The sequence below is a fragment of the Oceaniradius stylonematis genome, assembly GCF_965223445.1.
GTDB lineage: Bacteria > Pseudomonadota > Alphaproteobacteria > Rhizobiales > Rhizobiaceae > Roseitalea > Roseitalea stylonematis.
The window spans coordinates 2560704-2582783 of the sequence record NZ_OZ244994.1; the positions used below are offsets into that span (position 1 = coordinate 2560704).

A 22080-nucleotide genomic window follows, 5' to 3' on the forward strand; every position below is an offset into this window, starting at 1 on the left:
GAAGACAATGGCCGATTTTCCGATCTATCCGGACCTGAAAGGGGCGTCCGTCCTGATCACCGGTGGCGGGTCGGGCATCGGCGCCGCGCTCACCGAAGGCTTCGTCGCGCAAGGGGCGCAGGTCGCCTTCATCGACATTGCCGAAGAAGCCAGCAAGGCGCTGGCCCACGACCTTGGGGCGCGCTACGGCCATGCCCCGCTCTACCTCAAGGCCGATCTGACCGATGTTGAAGCAATCCGGGCCGCAGTGGCCGAAGCCGCCCGCGACCATGGTCTGGTGACGGTCCTCGTCAACAACGCCGCCTGGGACGACCGCCACGAGATCGATGCGGTCGATGCCGACTATTGGGACAGGAACACGGCGATCAATCTGCGCCACGCCTTCTTCACCGCCCAGGCCGTTACTGAAGGCATGAAGGCGTCGGGCGGCGGCGCGATCGTCAATTTCACCTCCACATCCTTCATGCTGAACATTGGCGACATGCCGGCCTACACCGCATCCAAGGCCGGCATTATCGGCCTGACCAAGGGTCTGGCGGGCAAGCTCGGGCCGCACAAGATCCGCGTCAACGCGATTGCGCCCGGCTGGGTGATGACCGATCGCCAGAAACAGCTTTGGGTGACGGACGATTCGCTCAACGAAATGCTCGGGCGGCAAAGCCTCAAACACGCATTGCAGCCGCACGAGATGGTCGGGCCGTGCCTGTTTCTGGCATCGAGTGCGGCCAGCGCCATCTCGGCGCAGACCCTGATCGCCGATGGTGGCCTGCTTTGATCGCCAATCCCGCCATCGCGGCCGTTCTGGTCGATTGGGGAACCTCCCGTCTCCGGCTCTGGGCCGTCGATGGCGCCGGAACCGTGCTTGGCGAAGCGCGCAGCGGCGAGGGCATGGGCGCAACCGAGCCGCGCGCCTTCGAAGGTATCCTGGAGCATCATCTTGCCGAACTGGGCGCCGGCCCGAAGGTGCCCGTGATGATGTGCGGCATGGTCGGCAGCCGGCAGGGCTGGCAGGAAGCGCCCTATGTCGAAGTGCCGGCCCGGCTCGAAACGATCATCGAACGCGCGCTGCCCGTGTCCGGCACGCCGCGCGAAGTGCGCATCCTGCCGGGCATCGCCGACCGCAGCGTCGAAACGCCCGATGTGATGCGCAGCGAGGAAACCCAGCTTCTGGGCCTGGGGCGAATGGCGGGCAACGGTGCTGAGGGGCTCGTCTGCATGCCTGGAACCCATGCCAAATGGGTCCTGATGGACGAAGGAGCCACCCAGGTTTCCGGCTTTGCGACGGCGCTGACCGGCGATCTGTTCGCGGCCCTGTCGCGCGGCTCGGTCCTGCGTCACTCGCTTTCGGGCGATGCCGGGTTGGATGGCGCTTCGTTCGACAAGGCCGTGCGCGCCGCCATCGACGAACCCGCAAGGATGCTCATGCGGCTGTTTGCGATCCGCTCGCGCGCCCTTTTGCATGGCGCCGATGCGGCCCACGCCTCGGCCAGCCTGTCGGGCACGATCATCGGCCAGGACATTGCCGGCGCGCTCGCCCGGTTCGGCAAGCCCGAGCGGCTGACGCTGGTCGGCGGCGGCACGCTGGGCGCGCTGTACGCTCGGGCGCTCGATCTGGTCGGCATCGCAACCGATGTCTTCGACGGCGAGGAACTGGCGCGCGCCGGCCTGTTCGCGGCCGCCGTTCGCGTCTGGCCCGACATGTTCGCCACCGCGCCCCCTGCGACGGCGGCAAACCCGTGAGCGTGCAATGACCATATCGAAACAATGGCCAGGCTTGCGGCGCGGGCTTGTCGGGATCCTGCGAGGCTTGAAGCCCGACGAAGCGGTTGGCATCGCTGCGGCGCTGGTCGAGGCGGGCTTCGAAGCGATCGAGGTGCCGCTCAATTCGCCCGATCCGTTCGTCTCGATCGAAACGATCGCGGCGCGTTTCGGCGACAAGGCGCTGATCGGCGCCGGCACGGTGTTAACGCCGTCCGATGTCGACCGGTTGGCCGGTGCCGGCGGCCGGCTTCTGGTCTCGCCGAACATCGATGCCGGCGTAATGGGCCGCGCCGCCGAACGCGGGCTGGTCACCATGCCCGGCGTCTTCACGCCGAGCGAGGCGCTGGCCGCCGTTCGTCTTGGCGCGTCGGCGCTCAAGTTCTTTCCCGCCAGCGTTCTCGGCCCGTCGGGCATCAAGGCGATCTCCGCCGTTTTGCCCGGCGATACGCTCATCGGCGCGGTCGGCGGCGTGTCGCACGACGATTTCGCGGCCTACGGCAAAGTCGGCGTGCGCACATTCGGCCTCGGCTCGTCGCTCTATGCGCCCGGTCTTGATGCGGACGAAGTCGGCAAACGGGCAAGAGCCGCCATCGCCGCCTATGACGCGGTTTTCGGGTAGGGACCATGGCCGCAATCGACTTTCTGTCACGCACGCACTGCCACCTCGGCGAAGGCCCGTTCTTTTGCGACCGGCGCGACACGCTGTTCTGGTTCGATATTGTGGAGAAAAAGCGATACGCGCACGACTTTGCCACGGGAACGGAGACCGTTCTCGACCTGCCAGAGATGGCGAGCGCCATGGGCGTGGCGGCGGACGGCCGCGACGTGATCTTCACCGAAACCGGCCTGTTGCTGTGGGACGGCACCGACCTGACGCGGTGCGCCGCGATCGAGGCGGACAACCCGCAAACGCGCTCCAACGATGCGCGCATCCATCCGTCCGGCGCTTTCTGGCTCGGCACGATGGGCAAGGGCGCCGAGCCCGGTTCCGGCGCCATCTATCGCTGGTTCGCGGGTTCGGTCGACCTGCTGTTCGACAACATCACCATCCCCAATGCGATCTGCTTTTCGCCCGACGGAACGACGGCCTGGTTCACCGACACGCCGACCGGAAAGCTGATGCGGGTGGCGACCGATCCGGCGACCGGCGCGCCAACCGGTGAGCCCCAACTCTTCTTCGATCATTCAGGCGGCACGGGTGGCCTCGATGGCGCGGTCTGTGACGGCGGCGGCAACATCTGGAACGCCCGTTGGGGTGCGTCGGCGCTCGATTGCTATGCGCCGGACGGCACCCGCACCACGACGATCGACCTGCCGGTCACGCAGCCGAGCTGCCCTGCCTTTGTCGGCGGCAACCGCCTTGCGGTGACCTCGGCATGGGAGAACATGGACGCCGCCGCCCGTACCGCCGATCCCGATGCCGGTGCAACGCTGATCGTGACGCTTGACGTGGACATCGAACCGCGATTTGAGCCGGCCCTGCATCTTTGATCCGTCCGGATGCCCTGACATGACCACTCTTCGCAAGCAGCGCCTCGGCACCTGCTATTATCCCGAACACTGGCCGCGCGAGCGCTGGGAAACCGACGCCGCGCTGATGGCCGAAGCGGGCATCAGCCATGTCCGCATCGGCGAGTTCGCCTGGTCGCGGCTGGAGCCCGAGCCGGGCCGTTACGATTTCGGCTGGATGGACGAGGCGTTCGACGTGCTGGGCGCGCAGGGGCTGCGCATCGTTCTGGGCACGCCCACGGCGACGCCGCCCAAATGGCTGGTCGATACGATGCCCGACATGGTGGCGCTGGACGACCGCGGCGATCCGCGCCGTTTCGGCTCGCGCCGCCACTATTGCTTCTCCCATCAGGGCTATCGGGCCGAGTGCGCCCGCATCGCCGAGGCGCTGGCGCGCCGCTATGGCACCCATGACGCGCTCGAAGCCTGGCAGATCGACAATGAATATGGCTGCCATGACACGGTAATGAGCTATTCGCGTGCAGCGCTTGACGGGTTTCGCAACTGGCTGGCGCAGAAATACCAGTCGCCCGATGCGCTGAACCGCGCCTGGGGCAACGTCTTCTGGTCAAAGGAATATTCGTCGTTCGATGCGATCGACCTGCCGAACCTGACTGTGACCGAGCCGAATCCTGCCCATGTCATGGATTTCTGGCGCTATTCGTCCGACCAGGTCGTCGCGTTCAACAGACTGCAGGCCGACATCATCCGCCGCCATTCGCCGGGCCGCGCTGTGAGCCACAATTTCATGGGTTCGGAGATCGCCTTCGATCACTATGCGGTTGGTGCCGATCTCGACATCGCCACCTGGGATTCCTATCCGCTAGGCTTTCTGGATCGCGACACGTCGGACGAGGCGGTCAAGCTGCGCTATCTCGGTGTCGGCGATCCGGACCTTCAGGCCTTCCACCACGATCTCTACCGGGCGTGCGGCCAGGTGCGAAACGGCCAGAGCGAAGGCCGCTGGTGGGTGATGGAGCAGCAGCCCGGACCGGTGAACTGGGCGCCGTTCAATCCGGCACCCGAACCCGGCGCGCTGCGTCTCTGGGCGTTCGAGGCGTTCGCCGCCGGTGCAGAGATCGTCTCGTACTTTCGCTGGCGCCAGCCGTCATTCGCCCAGGAGCAGATGCACGAGGCGCTGCTTCTGCCCAATGGCGACAGGAACGAGGGCTGGCATGTGTGCAAGAAGGTGGCCGGCGAACTGAACGCGCTCGGCGCCGTGGCCGCGCCCGAACGCGCCGATGTTGCCTTGGTCTTCGACTATGAAAGCGCATGGGCATGGGCGATCCAGCCCCAGGGCGCAGATTTTTCCCATCTCGACATGGCGCTGCGCTTCTACCGCGCCTTGCGGCGCGCCGGCGTCAGCGTCGATGTGGTACCGCCGACGCCCCAGGCGGTTCAGGGGCGCAAGCTCGTCGTCCTGCCATCGGTCTATGCGGGCAGCGCGGCGCTTGCCAATGCCCTCTCTGGCGGCGACACCCATCTGATCGTCGGGCCGCGTACCGGATCCAAGACGCGTGACTTCCAGATTCATCCGAACCTGCCGCCCGGGCCGTTCGGAGCGCTCACCGGCGTGACTGTCACCCGGGTCGAAAGCCGTCCGCCCTTCGCGCCGGTCGCACTGGACAATGGCACGATGTTTGAGGGCTGGCGCGAGTTCGTCCGCCATGGCGACGATGTGACCGTTCAAGCGCGCTGCGCCGATGGCCATCCTGCACATCTTGTAAAGGGCCGGGTCCACTATCTGGCCGGTCGCCCCGACGCCAGGCTCGCCGACAGCGTCGTGCGCCGTGTGCTTGCCGATGCCGGGATTGCGCCTCTGGACCTGCATCGCGATGTGCGCATCCGCGACAATGGCGCGATCCGCTACCTGTTCAATTACGGTCCGGAGCCGGTCGATGTTTCGCCATGGACCGGAAAGGGCGATGCCCTGCTTGGCGAAACGCCGCTCGAGCCGCGCGGCGTGATGGCTGTGCGACGCGCTTGACCCCTGCCGGTACGCCGACATAGCACAGGGCGATGAGTGTCCTTGTTCTCGATACCGCTGCGCGTTTCTGTTCGGCCTGCCTTTATGACCCGGCGGCAGACGCGATCCGTGCCGCGCGCGAGGAGGAGATCGGCCGTGGCCACGCCGAACGGCTGATGGGCGTCGTGGCCGATGTCATGGACGAAGCAGGCGCCGGATTCGGCGATCTGACCGGGCTGACGGTGACGATCGGGCCGGGATCGTTCACCGGCATCCGGGTCGGTGTTGCGGCGGCACGCGGCATCGCCGTCGCGCGGAACCTGCCGGTCACCGGCGTGACGACGCTGGAAAGCCTGGCCGTGCAGGCAACGAATGAAACGAGGGTCGAAGGACCGTTCGCCGTTCTCATCGCCGGCGGTCGAGGCCAGATCTTCATGCAGCATTTTTCCGCCGCAGGCGAAGCGCTCGACGAAGCGCGCGCCATGGCCGAAGACGAGGCCGACAAGCACCTGCGCCCCGACTGCGCATTGCTGGTCGGCGATGCTGCGGCTGGAATGGAGACGGATCTGCCGACCACCGTCGACCGCCCTGTGGGCACGATCGGCGCGGTCGCCCGCGCGGCCAGGCTCTTTGAGCATGCCCCTTCGCCGCTTTACCTGCGCGGGGCCGACGCCAAGCCGCAGACCGGGTTTGCCTTGCCGCGCCGTTCGGACGGAGAAGATGCCGCATGAAGTGGTGGCAGGGCCTTTGGGGAGCGGCGGACATCGCGATCGCGCCGATGCAGCGCACCGACGCGGTCGAGGCGTCCGATATCCACCGGGCTCTGTTTGCCCGCCCTTGGACCGACGGCGAGATCGCCGATCTTCTGGGGACGTCCAGCGCCGCCGGTTTTATCGCCCGGGAGGCGGCCGCGCGCGGCGGCGCGATGATTGGCTTCGTCCTGCTGCGGACGGCTGCCGACGAGGCGGAAATCCTCACCATCGGCGTCCGCCCGGACTGGCAGGGCCATGGCATCGGTGCGCGGCTGATGGCGCATGTTTTGGCGCATGCCCATCGCGAGCGGCTCGCCTCGGTCTTCCTCGAAGTCGAAGAGACGAACGTGGCCGCAGGCGCTCTCTACCGGAAGCTCGGCTTTGCCACCGTCGGCGACCGGCCCGACTATTATCGCGGCGCGGCCAAGGCGCGCACGCGCGCACTGGTCATGCGCCATGACGTGGCCGCCGCGCGCAAGGCGCGCTAATCCGATGGAGACCCTGCGTGCCGTCTTCGTCGTCTGTCTGGCATTGGCGATCACCGCGGTGCTGCTGCCCGTGCACCTTGTCGCCCAGTGGCGGCGCTGGCCTCTGCGCAAGACCACCGCGCAAACCTGGCACCGTTGGGTGGCCCGAGCGATGGGGCTTCGCATCGATATACATGGCGCCCCGGCACGCGCCGGTGGCCACGGCGTGCTGCTGGTCGCCAACCATGCCTCCTGGCTCGATATCGTCGCGCTCGGTTCGGTCGCGCCGGTCAGCTTCATCGCCAAGGACGATGTCCGCGACTGGCCGGTCTTCGGTCTTCTGGCGCGGCTCCAGGACTCGGTGTTCGTGTCGCGCAACGCGCGTGCCACCACCCGCACCCAGGCCGAAACGATCGCGCAGCGTCTTGCCGATGGCGACACGATCGTCTTGTTCGCCGAGGGCACGACATCGTGCGGCAACTTCGTCTATCCGTTCAAGTCCTCCCTGTTCGGCGCGCTGGGCGTCGGCGAAAGCGATCGCCGAGATGACGCGCTGGTCCAGCCTGTTGCGATTGCCTACACCGGCGTCGATGGCATCCCGATGGGCCGCCAGTCGCGACCGCTGGCCGCCTGGCCCGGCGACATCGGCATCGGCCCGCATTTGACACGCATTCTGCGCGAAGGCCGCATCGACATCCATGTCGGTTTCGGCGACCCGATCACGGTGACGCCCGGCACCAACCGGAAACGGCTTGCTACGGAAACAGAACGCGCCGTGCGGCGCATGATGTCGGCGCTGGTGCGGGGCCAGCGCCCTTCTTCCGCTGGCACGCAAAACCCGCTAAGGACGGCGCATGAAGAAAGCTGATCCAGCATCGGACAATCCGGCCGCCAACACCCGCAAGGTGTTCGTCAAGACCTATGGCTGCCAGATGAACGTCTATGACAGCCAGCGCATGGCCGATGCGCTGGCGCGGGACGGTTTTGTCGAGACCTCGACGCCGGACGATGCGGACATGGTGCTGCTGAACACCTGCCATATCCGCGAGAAGGCTGCCGAGAAGGTCTATTCCGAGATCGGGCGCCTGCGGCAGTTGCGCGCGCGGCGGCAAAAGGCCGGTGCCGACCTGATGATCGGCGTCGCCGGCTGCGTCGCCCAGGCCGAGGGGCGCGAGATCGTTGCGCGCGCGCCGGCGGTCGACTTCGTCATCGGCCCGACAACCTATCACCGCCTGCCCGACGTTGTGGCGCGCGCCCGCGGCGGCGAAAAGGTCGTCGAGACCGAGTTCGCCGTGGAGGACAAGTTCGAGCACCTGCCAGAACAGCAAAAGCGGCAGGTCCGCAGCCGCGGCGTCACCGCATTTCTCACCGTCCAGGAGGGGTGCGACAAGTTCTGCACCTTCTGCGTGGTGCCCTATACGCGCGGCGCCGAGGTCTCGCGGCCGGTCGCACAGATCGTCGAAGAAGCGCGTCGCCTGGTCGATGCCGGCGTGCGCGAGATCACGCTTCTGGGCCAGAACGTCAACGCCTGGCACGGGGAAGCGCAGGACGGGCGCCAGTGGGGCCTGGGCGAGTTGCTGCACGAGCTGGCGCGGATCGATGGCCTTGCGCGGCTGCGTTACACGACCAGCCACCCGCGCGACATGGATGACGCGCTGATCGCTGCCCATCGCGATCTGGACATGCTGATGCCCTATCTGCACCTGCCGGTGCAGGCCGGTTCGGACCGGGTGCTCAAGGCAATGAACCGCAAGCATACCGGCGACGATTACCGCCGGCTGGTCGATCGAATCCGCAAGGCGCGGCCCGACATCGCCCTGTCCGGCGACTTCATCGTCGGCTTTCCCGGCGAAACCGACGCCGATTTCGAGGACACGATGCGGATCGTGCGCGATGTGAGATATGCGCAGGCCTTCTCGTTCAAATATTCGCCGCGCCCCGGTACGCCGGGTGCGACGATGGACGGCCATGTGGAGGAAAGCGCTAAGTCCGAGCGCCTGCAGCGGCTGCAGGCATTGCTCGGCGAGCAGCAGGCCGCCTTCATGAAAAGCCTTGAAGGGCAGGAGATCGCGGTGCTTCTCGAAAAGCCCGGCCGCGACGCTGGCCAGCTTGTCGGCCGGTCGCCATGGCTTCAGCCCGTCATTTGTGATGAAACTGTCGGAAAGATCGGCGACAGTGTCACGGTGCGAATCGAACGGGCATCGGCCAACAGCCTGATTTCGTCGGAGGCGGCGAACCGCAGGCGGGCGGCATGAACCAACAGGACGGACAGAGCGCTTGACGACGCAGACAGGTGTCAAAACGCAGACCGCGCCTCACGGCGCGTCCGATCTCGCCCACATTGTCATGACCTTCGACAACAACCACCATGCGCGTGCGTTGTTCGGCCAGTTCGACCAGAACCTCGCCCTGATCGAGCAGATGCTCGGCATCGATGTGCGGGCGCGGGGCAATCAGGTCACCATCAAGGGCGATCCGCTGGCGACCGAACAGGCGCGCCGTGCGCTCGACTGGCTCTATGACCGGATCGAGGAGGGCGGCAGGGAACCGGAAGCCTCCGATGTCGAGGGCGCGCTGCGCATGGCGATGGCCGCCGACGATCAACTGTCGCTGCCAACCATGGACGGCGCCGGGCGCATCGCGGCCGCCCAGATCGCCACCCGCAAGCGGACCATCATGGCCCGCACCCCCAATCAGGACGCCTATATGCGGGCGCTCGACCGGGCCGAGCTTGTCTTCGGCGTCGGCCCCGCCGGCACCGGCAAGACCTATCTGGCCGTCGCCCATGCGGCCATGCTGCTCGAACGCGGCCAGATCGACCGGATCATCCTGTCGCGGCCTGCCGTCGAAGCAGGCGAGCGGCTCGGCTTTCTGCCCGGTGACATGAAGGAGAAGGTCGATCCCTACCTTCGGCCGCTCTATGACGCGCTCTACGACATGATACCCGGAGACAAGGTGGAGCGGGCGCTTGCGGCCGGTGTCATCGAGATCGCGCCGCTCGCCTTCATGCGCGGCCGGACCCTGTCGAATGCGGCGGTGATTCTGGACGAGGCGCAGAACACCACATCGATGCAGATGAAGATGTTCCTGACGCGGCTTGGCGAGAATGCCCGCATGATCGTCACCGGCGATCCCAGCCAGGTCGACCTGCCGCCGGGCCAGAAATCGGGCCTTGTCGAGGCGCTCGGCCTGCTCGGCGACGTCGAGGGCATCGTTACCGTGCGTTTCCGCGACAGCGATGTGGTGCGCCATCCGCTGGTTGCCCGCATCGTTGCGGCCTATGACCGCGACGGCGGCTGAAACCGGCGCCATGCACCTGCATATCGACATCGCGATCGAAGGCGGCAACTGGCCGCCAGAGGACGAATTGCGGCCGATGATCGAACGGGCACTTCGCCATGCGGCCACCGTTCTGGGCCTGGCAGGCGAGACGTCGGAACTGTCGGTCGTCCTGACAGACGATGCGACGATCCGCACGCTCAACGCCAAATGGCGGCGCAACGACAAGGCAACGAACGTGCTGTCCTTTCCGGCCTATCCGATGACCGCCGGCGATCCGCCCGGCCCGCTTCTGGGCGATGTGGTTCTGGCGCGCGAGACGATCGAGCGCGAGGCAGCCATTGACGGCAAGAACATCGATGCCCATTTCACCCACCTGATTGTTCATGGCTTCTTGCATCTTTTGGGCTATGATCACGAACTGGACGACGACGCCGACGAAATGGAGCGCCTCGAACGTGCAATATTGGCCGATCTCGGGATCGACGATCCCTACACGCCGATATCGGACGACATGAAAGACGATGGAAGACCGACAAGCTGACGCAAAGGTGCAGGAAGCGCCGCCCGAACCGGAGCCCGAACCTTCGAGTCCGGGCTTACCCGCTATAATCCCCCCGAGAAAGCCGCCCGGCTTCTTTCAGCGCCTGGCCTATCTGTTCCGGCCGCAGGACAGTGTGACCGTCCGCGAGAATTTGCAGGACGCGCTCGCCGCCTCCAGCGCCGCGGGCGACCAGACGATCTCCGCCGACGAACGCGCCATGCTGAACAACATATTGCGGCTGCGCGAAGTGCGCGTCGTCGACGTGATGGTGCCGCGCGGCGACATCGAGGCGGTGGACCTGTCGACGTCGCTGGGCGATCTCCTCAAGCTCTTTGAGACATCCGGCCACAGCCGCATGCCGGTCTACAATGAAACGCTCGACGATCCGCGCGGCATGGTCCACATCCGCGACGTGGTCGCCTATCTGACGCGCACCGGCCGCCGCCGGACGCGCCGCCCGAAGAACGAGCCAACCGGAGCGGCGGCCGCCAAGAGCGCGCCGAACGGTCGTGCCAACGGCGCGGCCAAGACCGCGCTCGACTTCTCCAAGATCGATTTTTCCCGCACCATCGGCGATCTCAAGCTGATGCGCGACGTGTTGTTCGTGCCGCCCTCCATGCTGGCCTCGGACCTGATGGGCCGCATGCAGACGCAGCGAATCCAGATGGCGCTCGTGATCGACGAATATGGCGGCACGGACGGTCTCGTCTCGCTCGAGGACATTGTCGAAATGGTCGTCGGCGATATCGAGGACGAGCACGACGAGGTCGAGGTGCAGATCGAGCGAGTGGACGAGAACACCGTCATCGTCGATGCCCGTCTGGAACTGGAGGAAGCCGCCCGCGAACTCGGCCCCGCCTTCGTCGAGGCCGCGCGCCGCGAAGAGGGCGATGTCGACACCATTGGCGGCCTGATCTTTTCGCTGCTCGGCCATGTGCCGGTGCGCGGCGAGGTGATCCCGGCGTTCGCCGGTTACGAGATGGAAGTGCTGGACGCCGATCCGCGACGCATCCGCCGCGTGCGCGTTGTTCGTCTGCGCCAGCACCAGCGCCGCGGCGCCGGGCGCCGCGAAGCTTCGAGCGCGCCGCCCCGTCTTCCCGCGCCCGGGCCCGTACAGCCCGGCACGCCGGAAGCCGAACCCGTCAACGTCTGACCCGATGCGCCGGCGTCGCGCCGGCCCGGCAAGCCTGATAAGGCTTTGGGCGACGTGATTCGGCCCGGGGCTCCATGGAACATTTCGCCCAGCGCATCCTGCTCTTGTCCGGCTGGCGCCGTGCGGCTTTGTCGGTCGCGCTCGGTGCGCTGACCGCGCTGACGCAGGCGCCCTTCCATCTGTTTGCCATCGGCTTTGTCACCTTTCCGCTCCTCGTTTGGCTTCTGGACGGCGCGGTTGGCACGACGCCGGGAAAGGCGTCTGGGGCGCTGCGCGCGGCATTCCGGATCGGCTGGCTGTTTGGCCTTGGCTATTTCGCCGCCGGCATCTGGTGGCTTGCCAATGCGCTGCTCGTCGAGGCGCCGGAATTCGCCTGGGCGATCCCCCTGGCCGTGCTCGGCCTGCCGGCTGTTCTGGCTGTCTTCTACGGCGCGGCCTGCGCGCTCGCGCGGCTCGCCTGGTCCGACGGCGTCGGCCGGATCGCCGCGCTGGCCGCCGCCTTCGGCCTTGCCGAATGGGCCCGCTCCTTCATCCTGACCGGCTTTCCCTGGAACGCCATCGGCTATGCGCTGATGCCATCGCCGGTCCTGATGCAATCGGCGGCGATCGGCGGCATTTTCGCCGTGAGCGCGTTTGCGGTGCTGGTCTTTGCGCTTCCCGCGCAACTGGCTGCGCGGCGCGGCGCGGCGATCACGGCGGTGGCGCTGTGCGTTGTGCTGGTCGGCGCCCATGCCGGCTTCGGTATCTGGCGTCTTGCACAGGCAGGCGATTTGGCGGTCGCGCGCGACGATGCGCCCGTCATCCGCCTCGTTCAGCCGGCGATTGCCCAGGAACAGAAGATGGACCGGGAGGCGCGGGCGGCCACGTTCCAAACGTTGCTCGACCTGACCGCGCTGGACGCGGCCCCTGACGAGGCGCCGGCGGTCGGGGATCAGGCCGAGGCGCAGGGCCCGGCGTCGGGGCGTGCTCCCGACATCGTGGTGTGGCCCGAAACGTCCGTGCCCTACCTATTGACCCGCGATGCCGCAGCGCTCGCCTCGATCGGCGAGACACTGTTGCCGGAACAGATGCTGCTCGCCGGCGCGGTGCGCGAGGAGCCGGGAGAGCAAGCCGGCTCGGTGACTGGCCGCTACTACAATTCGGTGATGGCGGTGACGACCGGCGGCGTGATCGCCGGCGCCGCCGACAAGGTGCATCTCGTCCCGTTCGGCGAGTATCTTCCGTTTGCCGATCTGCTGTCTGCCATCGGTCTGCGCGCCGTCGCCGCCGCCGACCGCGGCTATTCGGCTGCGCCCGCCCGAACGACAATCACGCTCCAGGGCGGTCTGACGGTGTTGCCGCTCGTCTGCTACGAGTCGATCTTTCCGAAACTGGCCGTGCCGCCCTCCGGCCAGCGGGTCGACGCCATCGTCAATGTCACCAACGATGCCTGGTTCGGCCGGACGCCGGGGCCGTGGCAGCATCTGCACCAGACACGGTTGCGCGCCGTCGAGACCGGCCTGCCGATCATCCGTGTGGCCAACAACGGCATCTCGGCTGTCGTCGATCCGCAGGGCCGTATCGTTGCCCGGATCGGCCACGATGTGCGCGCGGTGGCCGATGCACTGCTGCCGGACGCCGCACAACCCTTGTTCCCCGAGCGGCAACGAGAGATCAACTTCTGGTTGTTCCTTTCCATACTTTCGGCTATAGCGATCACAGCGCGCATCAGGTTGCGCGCTTTCGGCGGGAATTAGGCCGCACTTTGTTGACAGGGGCCTTCGTCGGGGCTCATAGGTAGCGCGCCGCACTTGGGGACCGCGTTGGGGGACGCGCAAGGACGGCTTCTGGTCCTGATTTGAGCAATGGCCGCCGTCCGGGCGGCGGGGACACAGAATGAACGACAAGAAGAAGAAACAGCCCAATCCCATCGATATCCATGTCGGCAGCCGCATCCGCCTGCGACGGACCATGCTCGGAATGAGCCAGGAGAAGCTCGGCGAGAGCCTGGGGATCACGTTCCAGCAGGTGCAGAAGTACGAAAAGGGCACCAACCGTGTCGGCGCCAGCCGGCTGCAGAACATCGCATCGATCCTCAACGTGCCCGTGTCGTTCTTTTTCGAGGACGCGCCGGACGGCAGCGCAGCATCGGCCCCGTCGGGCCTCGAAGAGAATTCGTCCACCTATGTGGTCAGCTTCCTGTCGAGTTCGGAGGGCCTTCAGCTCAACCGCGCCTTCGTCAAGATCGCCGATCCCAAGGTGCGCCGGCGCATCATCGACCTGGTCAAGTCGCTGGCCGACGAGGATGCCTGACGCCGATCGCCGACGCCGATCGAACAAGGCCGCCATCGGAGAAAGGACTCGCGCGCCGGAGCATGATGTGTAAGTCTTGGTTGACACCGATCAACGTCAGCCAACGCGAAAGCGGCCAGACTTCCGCCCATGCACGACCGTCTTGTCCAGGCCGACAACCAGATTTGCTTTCGCGCATTGTGCGGGATGCAGCGGGAACACACCCGCGCGCACGGGCGGCGGGCGGGCATCATCGCGCTTGCGATGCAGGCGATGCGCAAGGCATCGCGGCGACGCAAGGCCTGCATCGACTGCCCCTATGGCGGCCAGTGCGCCGAGCCGGATTCGCAAAACCTGATCAGCGCCGGCCGGGTCGATGCCCATGTCACCGTCGCACCGATCATGACCGGGTCAGATCGCCTATGAAGGAACCGGCCTCGTGCGGCCGCACCACCGCCGCGCGGATGAGCTGGTCGAAGTGGCGCGTCAGCGCATCGACGGCATCCTTGGCGTTCAAGACCAGATACATGTCGCCCATATAGACTGCCGCGCGCATCGGTCCGAACACGGTGTAAGGCGCTGAAAAGGTACGCCGTGCATCGAACAGGAACAGCCGCAGGCCCGGATAGAGGTCATCGGTCAGCGCTGCGATCTGTTCGATCTGCGCGTGCCGCAAGGGTGCGTCCAGATCGGTCCAGGCGCCGCTGCCTTCGGCCAGCGCCTGCAATGTTTGCAGCGGCATGCACACTTCGGTGTCGTTCTCCGGCTTGCGGCTGTAGGCCAGCCTTTCGCGTGCGTCATCGATCTGGACGGCGACGGGCGGTTTGCTGTCGCGCGTCTCGAACGCGATCACCGCCTCGGTCCGCAGAAAATCGGGAATGGTCGCGGGCACATAGCGGATTTTGGTGCCGGCCGCCTCCTGATGCCACTGCACAAGTGCGGCATCGTTGCGCGAATCCTGCGCCTCCTCCAGTTCAAGCGCCGGCCGGATCTCGGCGGACACGCCTTCGTCCTGGCTCAGGCCCAGCAGCCAGTCGAGACTGACCGATTGCGTCGCCGCGATGCGGATCAGCGTTTCGGCGCGCGGCAGCCTTGCGGTTTCGCCCGAAAGGAGCTGCGACAGGGCCGACCGGTCCAACCCGACCGCGGCAGCAAACTGCGAACGGTTCAGGCCCGAACGGAAGAGCAGTCCGGCCAGCCGGTTACGGAACAGACGGGACGCGTCGCGTTTGTCGATTGTGTCGGCCTGCGCAGCAACCATGCGGATCAACTCCGACGTTTGATGACAATTATCAACATATGCGGAATTTGATGACCGGAAACAACCTTTAGTGCGCATTGCCGCGTTCCCAGCCGTCGCCGCTCCTGACATCCTTGTGTCAGGGGAAACGAATCATAATGAGAAAACAAACGATTGAGTGGCCGACAATGGTCATGATGGCGCTGTGCTACGGTGTATGGCTGGCGGCCGGCTTTGGGCTATTTCCGGTGGTGCCGGTCCTTGCGCTGGCGCTCATGGCGGTCGCCGCCGGCTTTCATACCTCGCTGCAGCACGAGGTGCTGCATGGCCATCCGACCCGCAGCGCCGCCGTCAACGAACTGCTCGTTGGGCTGCCTCTGGCCGTGGCATTCCCGTTCCGGCGGTTCAAGGCGCTGCACCTGCGCCATCACCGTGACGAGAACCTGACCGACCCCTATGACGACCCCGAAAGCTGGTATCGCGCCCAGGGCGACCATGCGGCATTGGGCTGGCCGATGCGCGCGCTGCTCGCCGCCAACAACACCTTCGTGGGCCGTCTCGTGATCGGGCCGCCATTGATGACGTTCGGCTTCTGGCGCGACGATGCGCGGAATTTCGCTGCCGGCAATCCCGGCGTGCGTCGCGCCTGGGCGCACCACGCGCTTGGGCTCGCCGCGCTCGTCGCGATCGTCTGGGGCGGTATGGGCATCAACCTGCTGGTCTATGTCGGCACGGTTGCCTATGGCGGCATGGCGCTGATCGCAATCCGGACCTATTGCGAACATCGCTGGGACCAGACGCCGGACGGCCGTACTGTCGTCGTCGAAGACAGCCGAATCCTGTCCTGGCTGTTCCTCAACAACAATCTGCACATCGTCCATCACAAGCGGCCCGCCGTGCCCTGGTACGAACTGCCGCGCCTTTATCGCGAGCGCCGTGCCGAGTGGCTGGCCGCCAACAAGACCTATGTGTACCGCAATTACTGGCAGATTTTCCGCGCCTATGCGTTGTCGGCCAAGGAACCAGTGGTGCATCCGGTGCGCCGACGGGCCGACGCGCCGGCCATGGCGCCCGGCGCGTTCCAGCCGGCATCGGCGGCACCTGCCGCCGGTCCCCGCGATGCAATGCCGGTCGCCGCAAGGCCCGACCGCTGACCGCCCGGTCATGATCGCATGTCTGCCCATGTATGACTGGCCCGAGCGCCGGGCCGAGACCGACGCTCTCTGGACCCGTCTGCGCGACGCGCTCAGGGATGAAGGCTTCGATGCACCCGACGCGCTGACCCGCGCCGGCGATCTCGAAGGGGCATGGCTGAGCCCGGACCTCCTTGTCGGCGAGACCTGCTCCTATCCGCTCGAAACCGTGCTCCGGGGCCGCGTGCGCTATGTCGCGACACCGATCCATGACGCGCCGGGCTGCGGCCACGGCACCTATCGCAGCGTGATCGTCGCGCGGGGGAGGGGAGACGATGCGGCGCCACCCGCCAATGCCGGGTCGATCCTGCCCACATCGCTGGAAGGTCCTCTGGCCGCGAACGCACCGGAATCAATGTCGGGCTTTGTCGCGCTGCGACGGGATATGGCGCGCGCCGGACGGCTGTTCCCCGAACCGACCCTTTGGACCGGATCGCACCGGGCCTCGATCCGCGCCGTCGCGGACGGTGAAGCGGCCTGCGCCGCAATCGACTGCGTGACCTGGCAGATCGCCAAAGACCATGAGCCCGCCGCGCAAAAGGTGCACGTCATCGGATGGACGGCGGAGCGGCCCGGCCTGCCGCTGATCACCAACGCCGCCACGAGCGACGCGGACATGGCGCGGTTGCGCACCGCGGCCGCCGCGGCCATGCCCGCCGTCGTGCTCGATCCGCCGACCGAGCGCTGATCAGTCGGGATCGCCATCGACGACCCGCAGGCGCAGATGGCCGGTCTTGCTTTCGGCGCCCGGTTCCGCCGCGTCCTCCTTGGTCGGCCGCTCGTCGAACTCCAGCCCTTCGATCTTCTGGCCGCGCTTGGTCAGCTTGCCCGTCGTGATCAGGATGTCGTCAACATCCTTGGCCGTCTGCCCGAAATGGGTTTGCAGCTTGCGCACCCGTTCGTCGAGTCGCCCCAGATCCTCCATCAGGCGCATCACTTCGCCCTGGATCAGATGCGCCTGCTCGCGCATGCGGGCGTCTTTCAGCAGCGCCTGGATCACCTGGATCGACAGCATCAGGAGCGACGGCGAGACGATCACGATGCGGGCGCGATGCGCCTTCTGCACGATCGCCTCATGGTGTTCGTGAATGTCGGCGAAGATGCTCTCGGAGGGCACGAACAGGAACGCGGTGTCCTGAGTTTCCCCGGCGATCAGATATTTGTCGGCGATCGCCTTGATGTGCACGTCCATGTCGGCGCGGAACCGCTTGGCGGCCGCCGTTGCGTCCGCCTCGTTCTTGGCCTCGCGCACCGCATTCCAGGCTTCGAGCGGGAATTTTGCGTCGATCACCAGATCCGGCGCACCGTTGGGCATGGAAATCACACAATCGGGCCGCGATCCGTTCGACAGCGTCGTCTGGAACGCAAAGGCGCCCATTGGCAGCCCGTCTTCGATGATCGCTTCCATCCGGCTCTGGCCGAAGGCGCCGCGCGTCTGCTTGTTGGACAGGATCGATTGCAGTTCGACCACCTGGCCGGCGAGCTGCTGGATGTTGTTCTGCGCCGTGTCGATGACTGCGAGGCGTTCGTGCAGCTTGCTCAGATTGGCATGCGCCGACTTCTGCTGTTCGTTGATCGACTGGCCGATGCGCGAGGTCATCGCATCGAGCCGCTGCGACAGCGTCGTGCTCATCTCCGTGTGGCGCGCGCCGAACATGTCGGTCATCGCCGCCAGCCGGCCCTGCATGTCGGCCTGGGCCTTCAGAATGTCGTCGACCCGCGCTTCGGCGCGCTCGGCCCGCTCATGCGCCTGCCGAAGATCGCGCCGCCCGGCAATGCCGTTGCGCCAGACCAGCAGCAATGCAAGCAGCACAAGCGCTGCCAGGATCAGCGCGCCGGCCGCCAAGCTCTCGCCGATCGAGACAGCCCGTCCGGCGAACATGAAGGCGGTTTGATCGAGGCTGAATGCGGGTTCCATGAACCCAGCATAGACGATTCGCGGTCGCCATGCCGATTGACGCATCGTGCGGTCTTTCCTAACTGGAAGGCGTCATGGCCATCAAACCGATCGTTCTCATTCCCGACCCGATCCTGCGCGAGAAATCCAAACCGCTCGAACGCGTCGACGATGCTGTGCGCGCGTTCGCCGACGACATGCTGGAGACGATGTATGACGCGCCGGGCATCGGCCTTGCGGCGATCCAGGTCGGCGAGCCGGTCCGCATGCTTGTCGCCGATGTCGCCAAGGAGGAAGATGGCAGGGACCCGCGCGTCCTGATCAACCCGACCATTGTCGCCCGCTCGGACGAGCGCAGCCTTTACGAGGAAGGCTGCCTGTCGATCCCGGACTATTACGCCGATGTGGAGCGGCCGGCGGCGATCACCGTCAGCTATGTCGACCGCGACGGCGCCGATCAGACGCTCGAGGCCGACGGGCTTCTGGCCACATGCCTGCAACACGAGATCGACCATCTCGACGGTGTCCTGTTCGTCGATCACATCTCCAAGCTCAAGCGCGACATGGTCTTCAAGAAGTTCCGCAAGCTCGCCAGACAGCGCGGCGACGGCCCCGTGATGGCCTAGCGTTTCCGGAACCGCAGGATCATGCGCATCATCTTCATGGGCACGCCGGACTTTTCCGTGCCGACACTCCGCGCGCTGCACGCCGCCGGCCATGACATCGTCGCCTGCTACACCCAGCCGCCGAGGCCGGCCGGCCGGCGGGGGCTGAGCCTCAGAAAATCGCCGGTCCACGAGGCGGCCGAAGCGCTCGGCATCGAAGTGCGCACCCCCAAAACGCTGAAGGCCGCCGATGAGCAGGCGGCCTTTTCCGCGCTTGGCGCCGATGTGGCGGTCGTCGTCGCCTATGGCCTTCTTCTGCCCAAGCCCATCCTGGAAGGCACGCGCCTTGGCTGCTTCAACGGCCACGCATCGCTTCTGCCGCGCTGGCGCGGTGCCGCCCCGATCCAGCGGGCCATCATGGCCGGCGATACGGAAACCGGCATGATGATCATGAAGATGGACGAGGGGCTGGACACCGGCCCGGTCGCCATGACGGAAAAGGTCGCCATCGGCCCCGACATGACCGCCGGGGAACTGCACGACGCCCTCTCGCGGACCGGCGCGAGCCTGATGGTACGCGCCATGGCCGCCCTCGAGCAGGGTGTTCTGGAACTCGTGCCCCAGCCGGACGACGGCGTCACCTACGCCGCCAAGATCGCCAAGGACGAAACGCGCGTCGATTGGGCGGGAGATGGCGCCGACATCCACAATCACATTCGCGGCCTGTCGCCCTTTCCCGGTGCCTGGTGCGAAATGCGCTTTGGCGGCAAATGGGAGCGGGTGAAGCTGCTGGCCTCGACCCAGGCGCCGGGATCGGGCAAGCCGGGTGCGCCGATAGTCGGCGCGCCGATCACCGTGGCGTGCGGCACCGGTGCCGTGCGGCTGACACGTCTGCAGAAAGCGGGCGGCAGGCCGCTCGACGCCGAAACGTTCCTGCGCGGCAATCCGCTGGCAACAGGCGACATTCGCTAGTCGGACCCGAACAGCGGCGTCTCCGGCCGTTCCAGCCGGTAGAGATCGATGGCGCTGGCGGGGGCGCCGTCGGCGGCCGGCCGTACGATCCGCGTGAACCATTGGGCCGGCGGATTGGCATTGGCGATGGCCGCCGGCGGTCCGGTCGGAGGCTCGGTGCCGCTGACGTGAACGGCGACAAGCACGGGCCAGTCGACCGCGTCGTCGCTGGCCGGCAAGTCGACGAACCCGTAGCGGTGGAATTCGTCCAGCGGCAGGACGCGGTAGCCGTGCCCGGCGAAACGGCCATACGTCTCGAGGTATCCGTAAAGCCCATATCCGCGGGCGAGAATCGTACCGATACCGGCACGGCGGCGCTCGGTTTCGATGTTCGATGCGACCTCGGTCCATCCGTGCATTGTGAGCGTCTGGTCGGCGAACGGCAGCCGGACAGGCTGGAACTGCGCCTGCGCGAAGATCACCGCAGCAACCAGTGCGCCGACAGGAACCTGCGCGCGCCTTGTCCAGCGCTGAATGGTTCGCAGCCACGCCCATTCCGGCTTCCACGCGTAAATGGCCCAGGCGCCGATGATCGACCACTGCGCGTAAAGCGGCCACGTCCAGTTGCCTTGGGTAACCGAGTGGAGACTGAAGGTGATGAAATAGACAAGCGCCGGAATGCCGGTCCAGATCAGCAGGGCAAAGCCGCGATTGCCGCGTTCGGAACGATGCCGCGCAAACCGCCAGTGGGCTGCGGCGCCCATGATGAACAGGCCCGGCAGGAGGAGCGCGATCTGGCCCGCCAGGAATTCCGGCAGATGCTTCGTATCGGTCCAGTCGAACCATTGCAGTCCGCGCGCGGAGCGACCGAACTGGAATTCAAAGGATGAAAGGCTGTTGTTGAGGTTCCATGCGATAACCGGCGCGAAAATCGCCAGAGCGACGGCGCCGCCGGCATAAAGCCAGGGCGAGGTGAACCAGTGCCGGTTGCGCCGGTCGAAAAGCAGCCAGAGCACCACGCCGGCACCCAGGAAGAGGCCCGTATATTTTGCTGCGAGCCCCAGGCCGGCAAACAGGCCGAAGACGAGCCACCATCGTCCGTCGTTTGAGCGCAGAAGTTCCGCAGCCGACCAGATCGACAGCATCCAGAACAGCATGGACGGCGCATCGGGCGTGATCACCAGAAGGCCGAGCATGGCGCCGGGCGTCAGATTGAAAGCGTAGACCGAATAGGCCGCGATGCGGCGATCGCCGAAAACCAGCATGGCAGTCCGGAAGACGGCCAGCGACACCAGCCCCACCGACAGGACCGCAGGGAGCCGTGCCGCCAACTCGCTCGGGCCCAGCAGCGCATAGCCGGCCTTGATGAACCAGGCGACCGCAGGCGGGTGGTCGAAATAGCTCGCCTGCAGCGGATGCAATGCCCACAGCGAGTAATAGGCTTCGTCGCGGATCAGCTCCGTCGTGCCTGCCATGACCAGCTTGATCGCCATCAGGACGCAAACGAAGCCGGCGACAACGATCGGTCGTGTCCAGTACGCCAGCGGCGCATCGGTGTCCGTGGAACGGGGTTCCGGCGATGACGAGGCGGCATCGTTCATGGTTCCGCCTCATCGGAGTTTTCGCCTCCGGCGTCAATCGGCCCGTGTCGTGACGGCTGGACATGGCCAGCCTCCGGGCTTAAGCAGCCGCCCGTTCCCGGCACCGGACGACCATGCCCCGTTACCGCCTGACAATCGAATATGACGGCACGCCCTATGTCGGCTGGCAGCGGCAGACCAACGGTCACGCGGTTCAGGAAGCTGTGGAAAAGGCGGTCTTGGAGTTCTCCAAGCAGAAGGTGACGCTGCAGGTGGCCGGCCGCACCGACACCGGCGTTCACGCCATCGCCCAGACGGCCCATGTGGATCTGGAACGCGATTGGGATCCGGTCCGGGTGCGCGAGGCGATCAACGCCTATCTTGTGCTCGACGAGGAACGCATCTGCGTCGTGGATGCAGAAAAGGTGCCGGACACGTTCCATGCCCGCTTTTCGGCGCAAGCACGGCACTATCTGTACCGCATCCACAACCGGCCGGCGCCGCTGACCTTCGACCATCGCCGGGCCTGGTGGTGCAAGCGGCCTCTCGACGTCGATGCGATGAATGCCGCTGCGAAGATCCTGATCGGCACCCACGATTTCACGACCTTCCGCGCCGCCCAGTGCCAGTCGAAATCGCCGGTCAAGACGCTCGACGCGATCACCTTTTCCCGCGATGGCGAGCGGATCGACGTGCATGTCTCGGCGCGTTCGTTCCTGCACAATCAGGTCCGCTCGCTGGTCGGCACGCTCAAGCTGGTCGGCGAGGGCCGTTGGACGGCAGACGACGTGCAAGCCGCACTCGAAGCGCGCGACCACCAGAAGTGCGGCGCCCTGGCGCCGCCGCATGGGCTCTATCTGCTGCGGGTGGACTATCCGGACGATGCCGGGGTTTGACGCCCGCTGTCCTCGC

General features: G+C 66.3%; 23 protein-coding genes. 19 read left to right on the forward strand and 4 right to left on the reverse strand.

What is annotated here, in order from left to right; translation table 11 throughout:
- Positions 1–7 precede the first annotated feature (7 nt).
- The 14 genes from ACOQOU_RS12600 (at position 8) to ACOQOU_RS12665 (ending at position 13723) form a co-directional block, all read left to right on the forward strand.
- A complete protein-coding gene (locus ACOQOU_RS12600; RefSeq protein WP_109766797.1) occupies positions 8–775 on the forward strand; it encodes an SDR family NAD(P)-dependent oxidoreductase in 768 nt (255 codons plus the stop codon).
- Positions 772–1740 (forward strand): 2-dehydro-3-deoxygalactonokinase, encoded by a 969-nt coding sequence (locus ACOQOU_RS12605; RefSeq protein WP_245412706.1) that lies wholly within the window; start codon positions 772–774, stop codon positions 1738–1740. The genes ACOQOU_RS12600 and ACOQOU_RS12605 overlap by 4 nt, the downstream gene beginning before the upstream one ends.
- A gap of 7 nt (positions 1741–1747) precedes the next feature.
- Positions 1748–2380 (forward strand): 2-dehydro-3-deoxy-6-phosphogalactonate aldolase, encoded by a 633-nt coding sequence (locus ACOQOU_RS12610; protein WP_306026214.1) that lies wholly within the window; start codon positions 1748–1750, stop codon positions 2378–2380.
- A gap of 5 nt (positions 2381–2385) precedes the next feature.
- Positions 2386–3252, forward strand: coding sequence for an SMP-30/gluconolactonase/LRE family protein (locus ACOQOU_RS12615; RefSeq protein ID WP_306026215.1), 867 nt, complete (start codon positions 2386–2388; stop codon positions 3250–3252).
- Positions 3253–3271: 19 nt separating this feature from the next.
- A complete protein-coding gene (locus ACOQOU_RS12620; RefSeq protein WP_306026216.1) occupies positions 3272–5257 on the forward strand; it encodes a beta-galactosidase in 1986 nt (661 codons plus the stop codon).
- Positions 5258–5289: 32 nt separating this feature from the next.
- Entirely contained in the window at positions 5290–5967 is a 678-nt protein-coding gene (gene tsaB / locus ACOQOU_RS12625; protein WP_109766801.1) for a tRNA (adenosine(37)-N6)-threonylcarbamoyltransferase complex dimerization subunit type 1 TsaB, read from the forward strand.
- Positions 5964–6476: a ribosomal protein S18-alanine N-acetyltransferase gene (gene rimI, locus ACOQOU_RS12630; RefSeq protein WP_109766802.1), complete on the forward strand. Its 513-nt coding sequence runs from the start codon at positions 5964–5966 to the stop codon at positions 6474–6476. The genes tsaB and rimI overlap by 4 nt, the downstream gene beginning before the upstream one ends.
- Positions 6445–7323 (forward strand): lysophospholipid acyltransferase family protein, encoded by an 879-nt coding sequence (locus ACOQOU_RS12635; protein WP_420578727.1) that lies wholly within the window; start codon positions 6445–6447, stop codon positions 7321–7323. Before rimI ends, ACOQOU_RS12635 begins: the two co-directional genes overlap by 32 nt.
- Positions 7310–8710 (forward strand): tRNA (N6-isopentenyl adenosine(37)-C2)-methylthiotransferase MiaB, encoded by a 1401-nt coding sequence (gene miaB / locus ACOQOU_RS12640; RefSeq protein ID WP_306026218.1) that lies wholly within the window; start codon positions 7310–7312, stop codon positions 8708–8710. The genes ACOQOU_RS12635 and miaB overlap by 14 nt, the downstream gene beginning before the upstream one ends.
- Before the next feature lie 91 nt (positions 8711–8801).
- Positions 8802–9755, forward strand: coding sequence for a PhoH family protein (locus ACOQOU_RS12645; protein ID WP_109766863.1), 954 nt, complete (start codon positions 8802–8804; stop codon positions 9753–9755).
- Complete coding sequence (gene ybeY, locus ACOQOU_RS12650) at positions 9736–10278, forward strand: rRNA maturation RNase YbeY (RefSeq protein WP_306026219.1); 543 nt, start codon at positions 9736–9738, stop codon at positions 10276–10278. The genes ACOQOU_RS12645 and ybeY overlap by 20 nt, the downstream gene beginning before the upstream one ends.
- A complete protein-coding gene (locus ACOQOU_RS12655) occupies positions 10259–11431 on the forward strand; it encodes a hemolysin family protein (protein ID WP_306026220.1) in 1173 nt (390 codons plus the stop codon). The genes ybeY and ACOQOU_RS12655 overlap by 20 nt, the downstream gene beginning before the upstream one ends.
- Before the next feature lie 74 nt (positions 11432–11505).
- Complete coding sequence (lnt, locus tag ACOQOU_RS12660) at positions 11506–13167, forward strand: apolipoprotein N-acyltransferase (protein ID WP_306026221.1); 1662 nt, start codon at positions 11506–11508, stop codon at positions 13165–13167.
- A 139-nt stretch (positions 13168–13306) separates the two neighbouring features.
- Entirely contained in the window at positions 13307–13723 is a 417-nt protein-coding gene (locus tag ACOQOU_RS12665) for a helix-turn-helix domain-containing protein (protein WP_109766807.1), read from the forward strand.
- A 96-nt stretch (positions 13724–13819) separates the two neighbouring features.
- Here the strand turns inward: ACOQOU_RS12665 and ACOQOU_RS12670 are convergent, their stop codons facing one another.
- Both ACOQOU_RS12670 and ACOQOU_RS12675 read right to left on the reverse strand, forming a co-directional pair.
- Positions 13820–14086 (reverse strand): hypothetical protein, encoded by a 267-nt coding sequence (locus ACOQOU_RS12670; RefSeq protein ID WP_158585127.1) that lies wholly within the window; start codon positions 14084–14086, stop codon positions 13820–13822.
- Positions 14087–14102: 16 nt separating this feature from the next.
- Positions 14103–14963, reverse strand: coding sequence for a helix-turn-helix domain-containing protein (locus tag ACOQOU_RS12675; protein ID WP_245412705.1), 861 nt, complete (start codon positions 14961–14963; stop codon positions 14103–14105).
- 137 nt (positions 14964–15100) lie between these two features.
- Here ACOQOU_RS12675 and ACOQOU_RS12680 point away from each other — a divergent pair, with 137 nt between their 5' ends.
- On the forward strand, positions 15101–16096 hold the full coding sequence (locus tag ACOQOU_RS12680) for a fatty acid desaturase (protein WP_306026222.1): 996 nt from the start codon (positions 15101–15103) through the stop codon (positions 16094–16096).
- 28 nt (positions 16097–16124) lie between these two features.
- Positions 16125–16823, forward strand: coding sequence for a phosphate/phosphite/phosphonate ABC transporter substrate-binding protein (locus ACOQOU_RS12685; RefSeq protein ID WP_306026223.1), 699 nt, complete (start codon positions 16125–16127; stop codon positions 16821–16823).
- Here the strand turns inward: ACOQOU_RS12685 and ACOQOU_RS12690 are convergent, their stop codons facing one another.
- The gene (locus ACOQOU_RS12690) at positions 16824–18053 is read right to left on the reverse strand and encodes a DNA recombination protein RmuC (RefSeq protein WP_306026224.1); all 1230 of its coding nucleotides are present in this window, start codon (positions 18051–18053) and stop codon (positions 16824–16826) included. It abuts the gene before it with no gap.
- 74 nt (positions 18054–18127) lie between these two features.
- Here ACOQOU_RS12690 and def point away from each other — a divergent pair, with 74 nt between their 5' ends.
- Positions 18128–18658 carry a peptide deformylase gene (gene def, locus ACOQOU_RS12695; RefSeq protein WP_306026225.1) on the forward strand — a complete coding sequence of 177 codons (531 nt, stop codon included), beginning with the start codon at positions 18128–18130 and terminating at the stop codon, positions 18656–18658.
- A gap of 21 nt (positions 18659–18679) precedes the next feature.
- Positions 18680–19609, forward strand: a complete 930-nt coding sequence (fmt, locus tag ACOQOU_RS12700) for a methionyl-tRNA formyltransferase (RefSeq protein ID WP_306026226.1) — start codon at positions 18680–18682, stop codon at positions 19607–19609.
- Here fmt and ACOQOU_RS12705 read toward each other — a convergent pair.
- Positions 19606–21189, reverse strand: coding sequence for a glycosyltransferase family 39 protein (locus ACOQOU_RS12705; RefSeq protein WP_306026227.1), 1584 nt, complete (start codon positions 21187–21189; stop codon positions 19606–19608). The genes fmt and ACOQOU_RS12705 overlap by 4 nt on opposite strands.
- Positions 21190–21302: 113 nt before the next feature.
- On the opposite strand from ACOQOU_RS12705, the gene truA reads away from it, so the two are divergent.
- The gene (truA, locus tag ACOQOU_RS12710) at positions 21303–22064 is read left to right on the forward strand and encodes a tRNA pseudouridine(38-40) synthase TruA (RefSeq protein ID WP_306026228.1); all 762 of its coding nucleotides are present in this window, start codon (positions 21303–21305) and stop codon (positions 22062–22064) included.
- Positions 22065–22080: the final 16 nt, after the last annotated feature.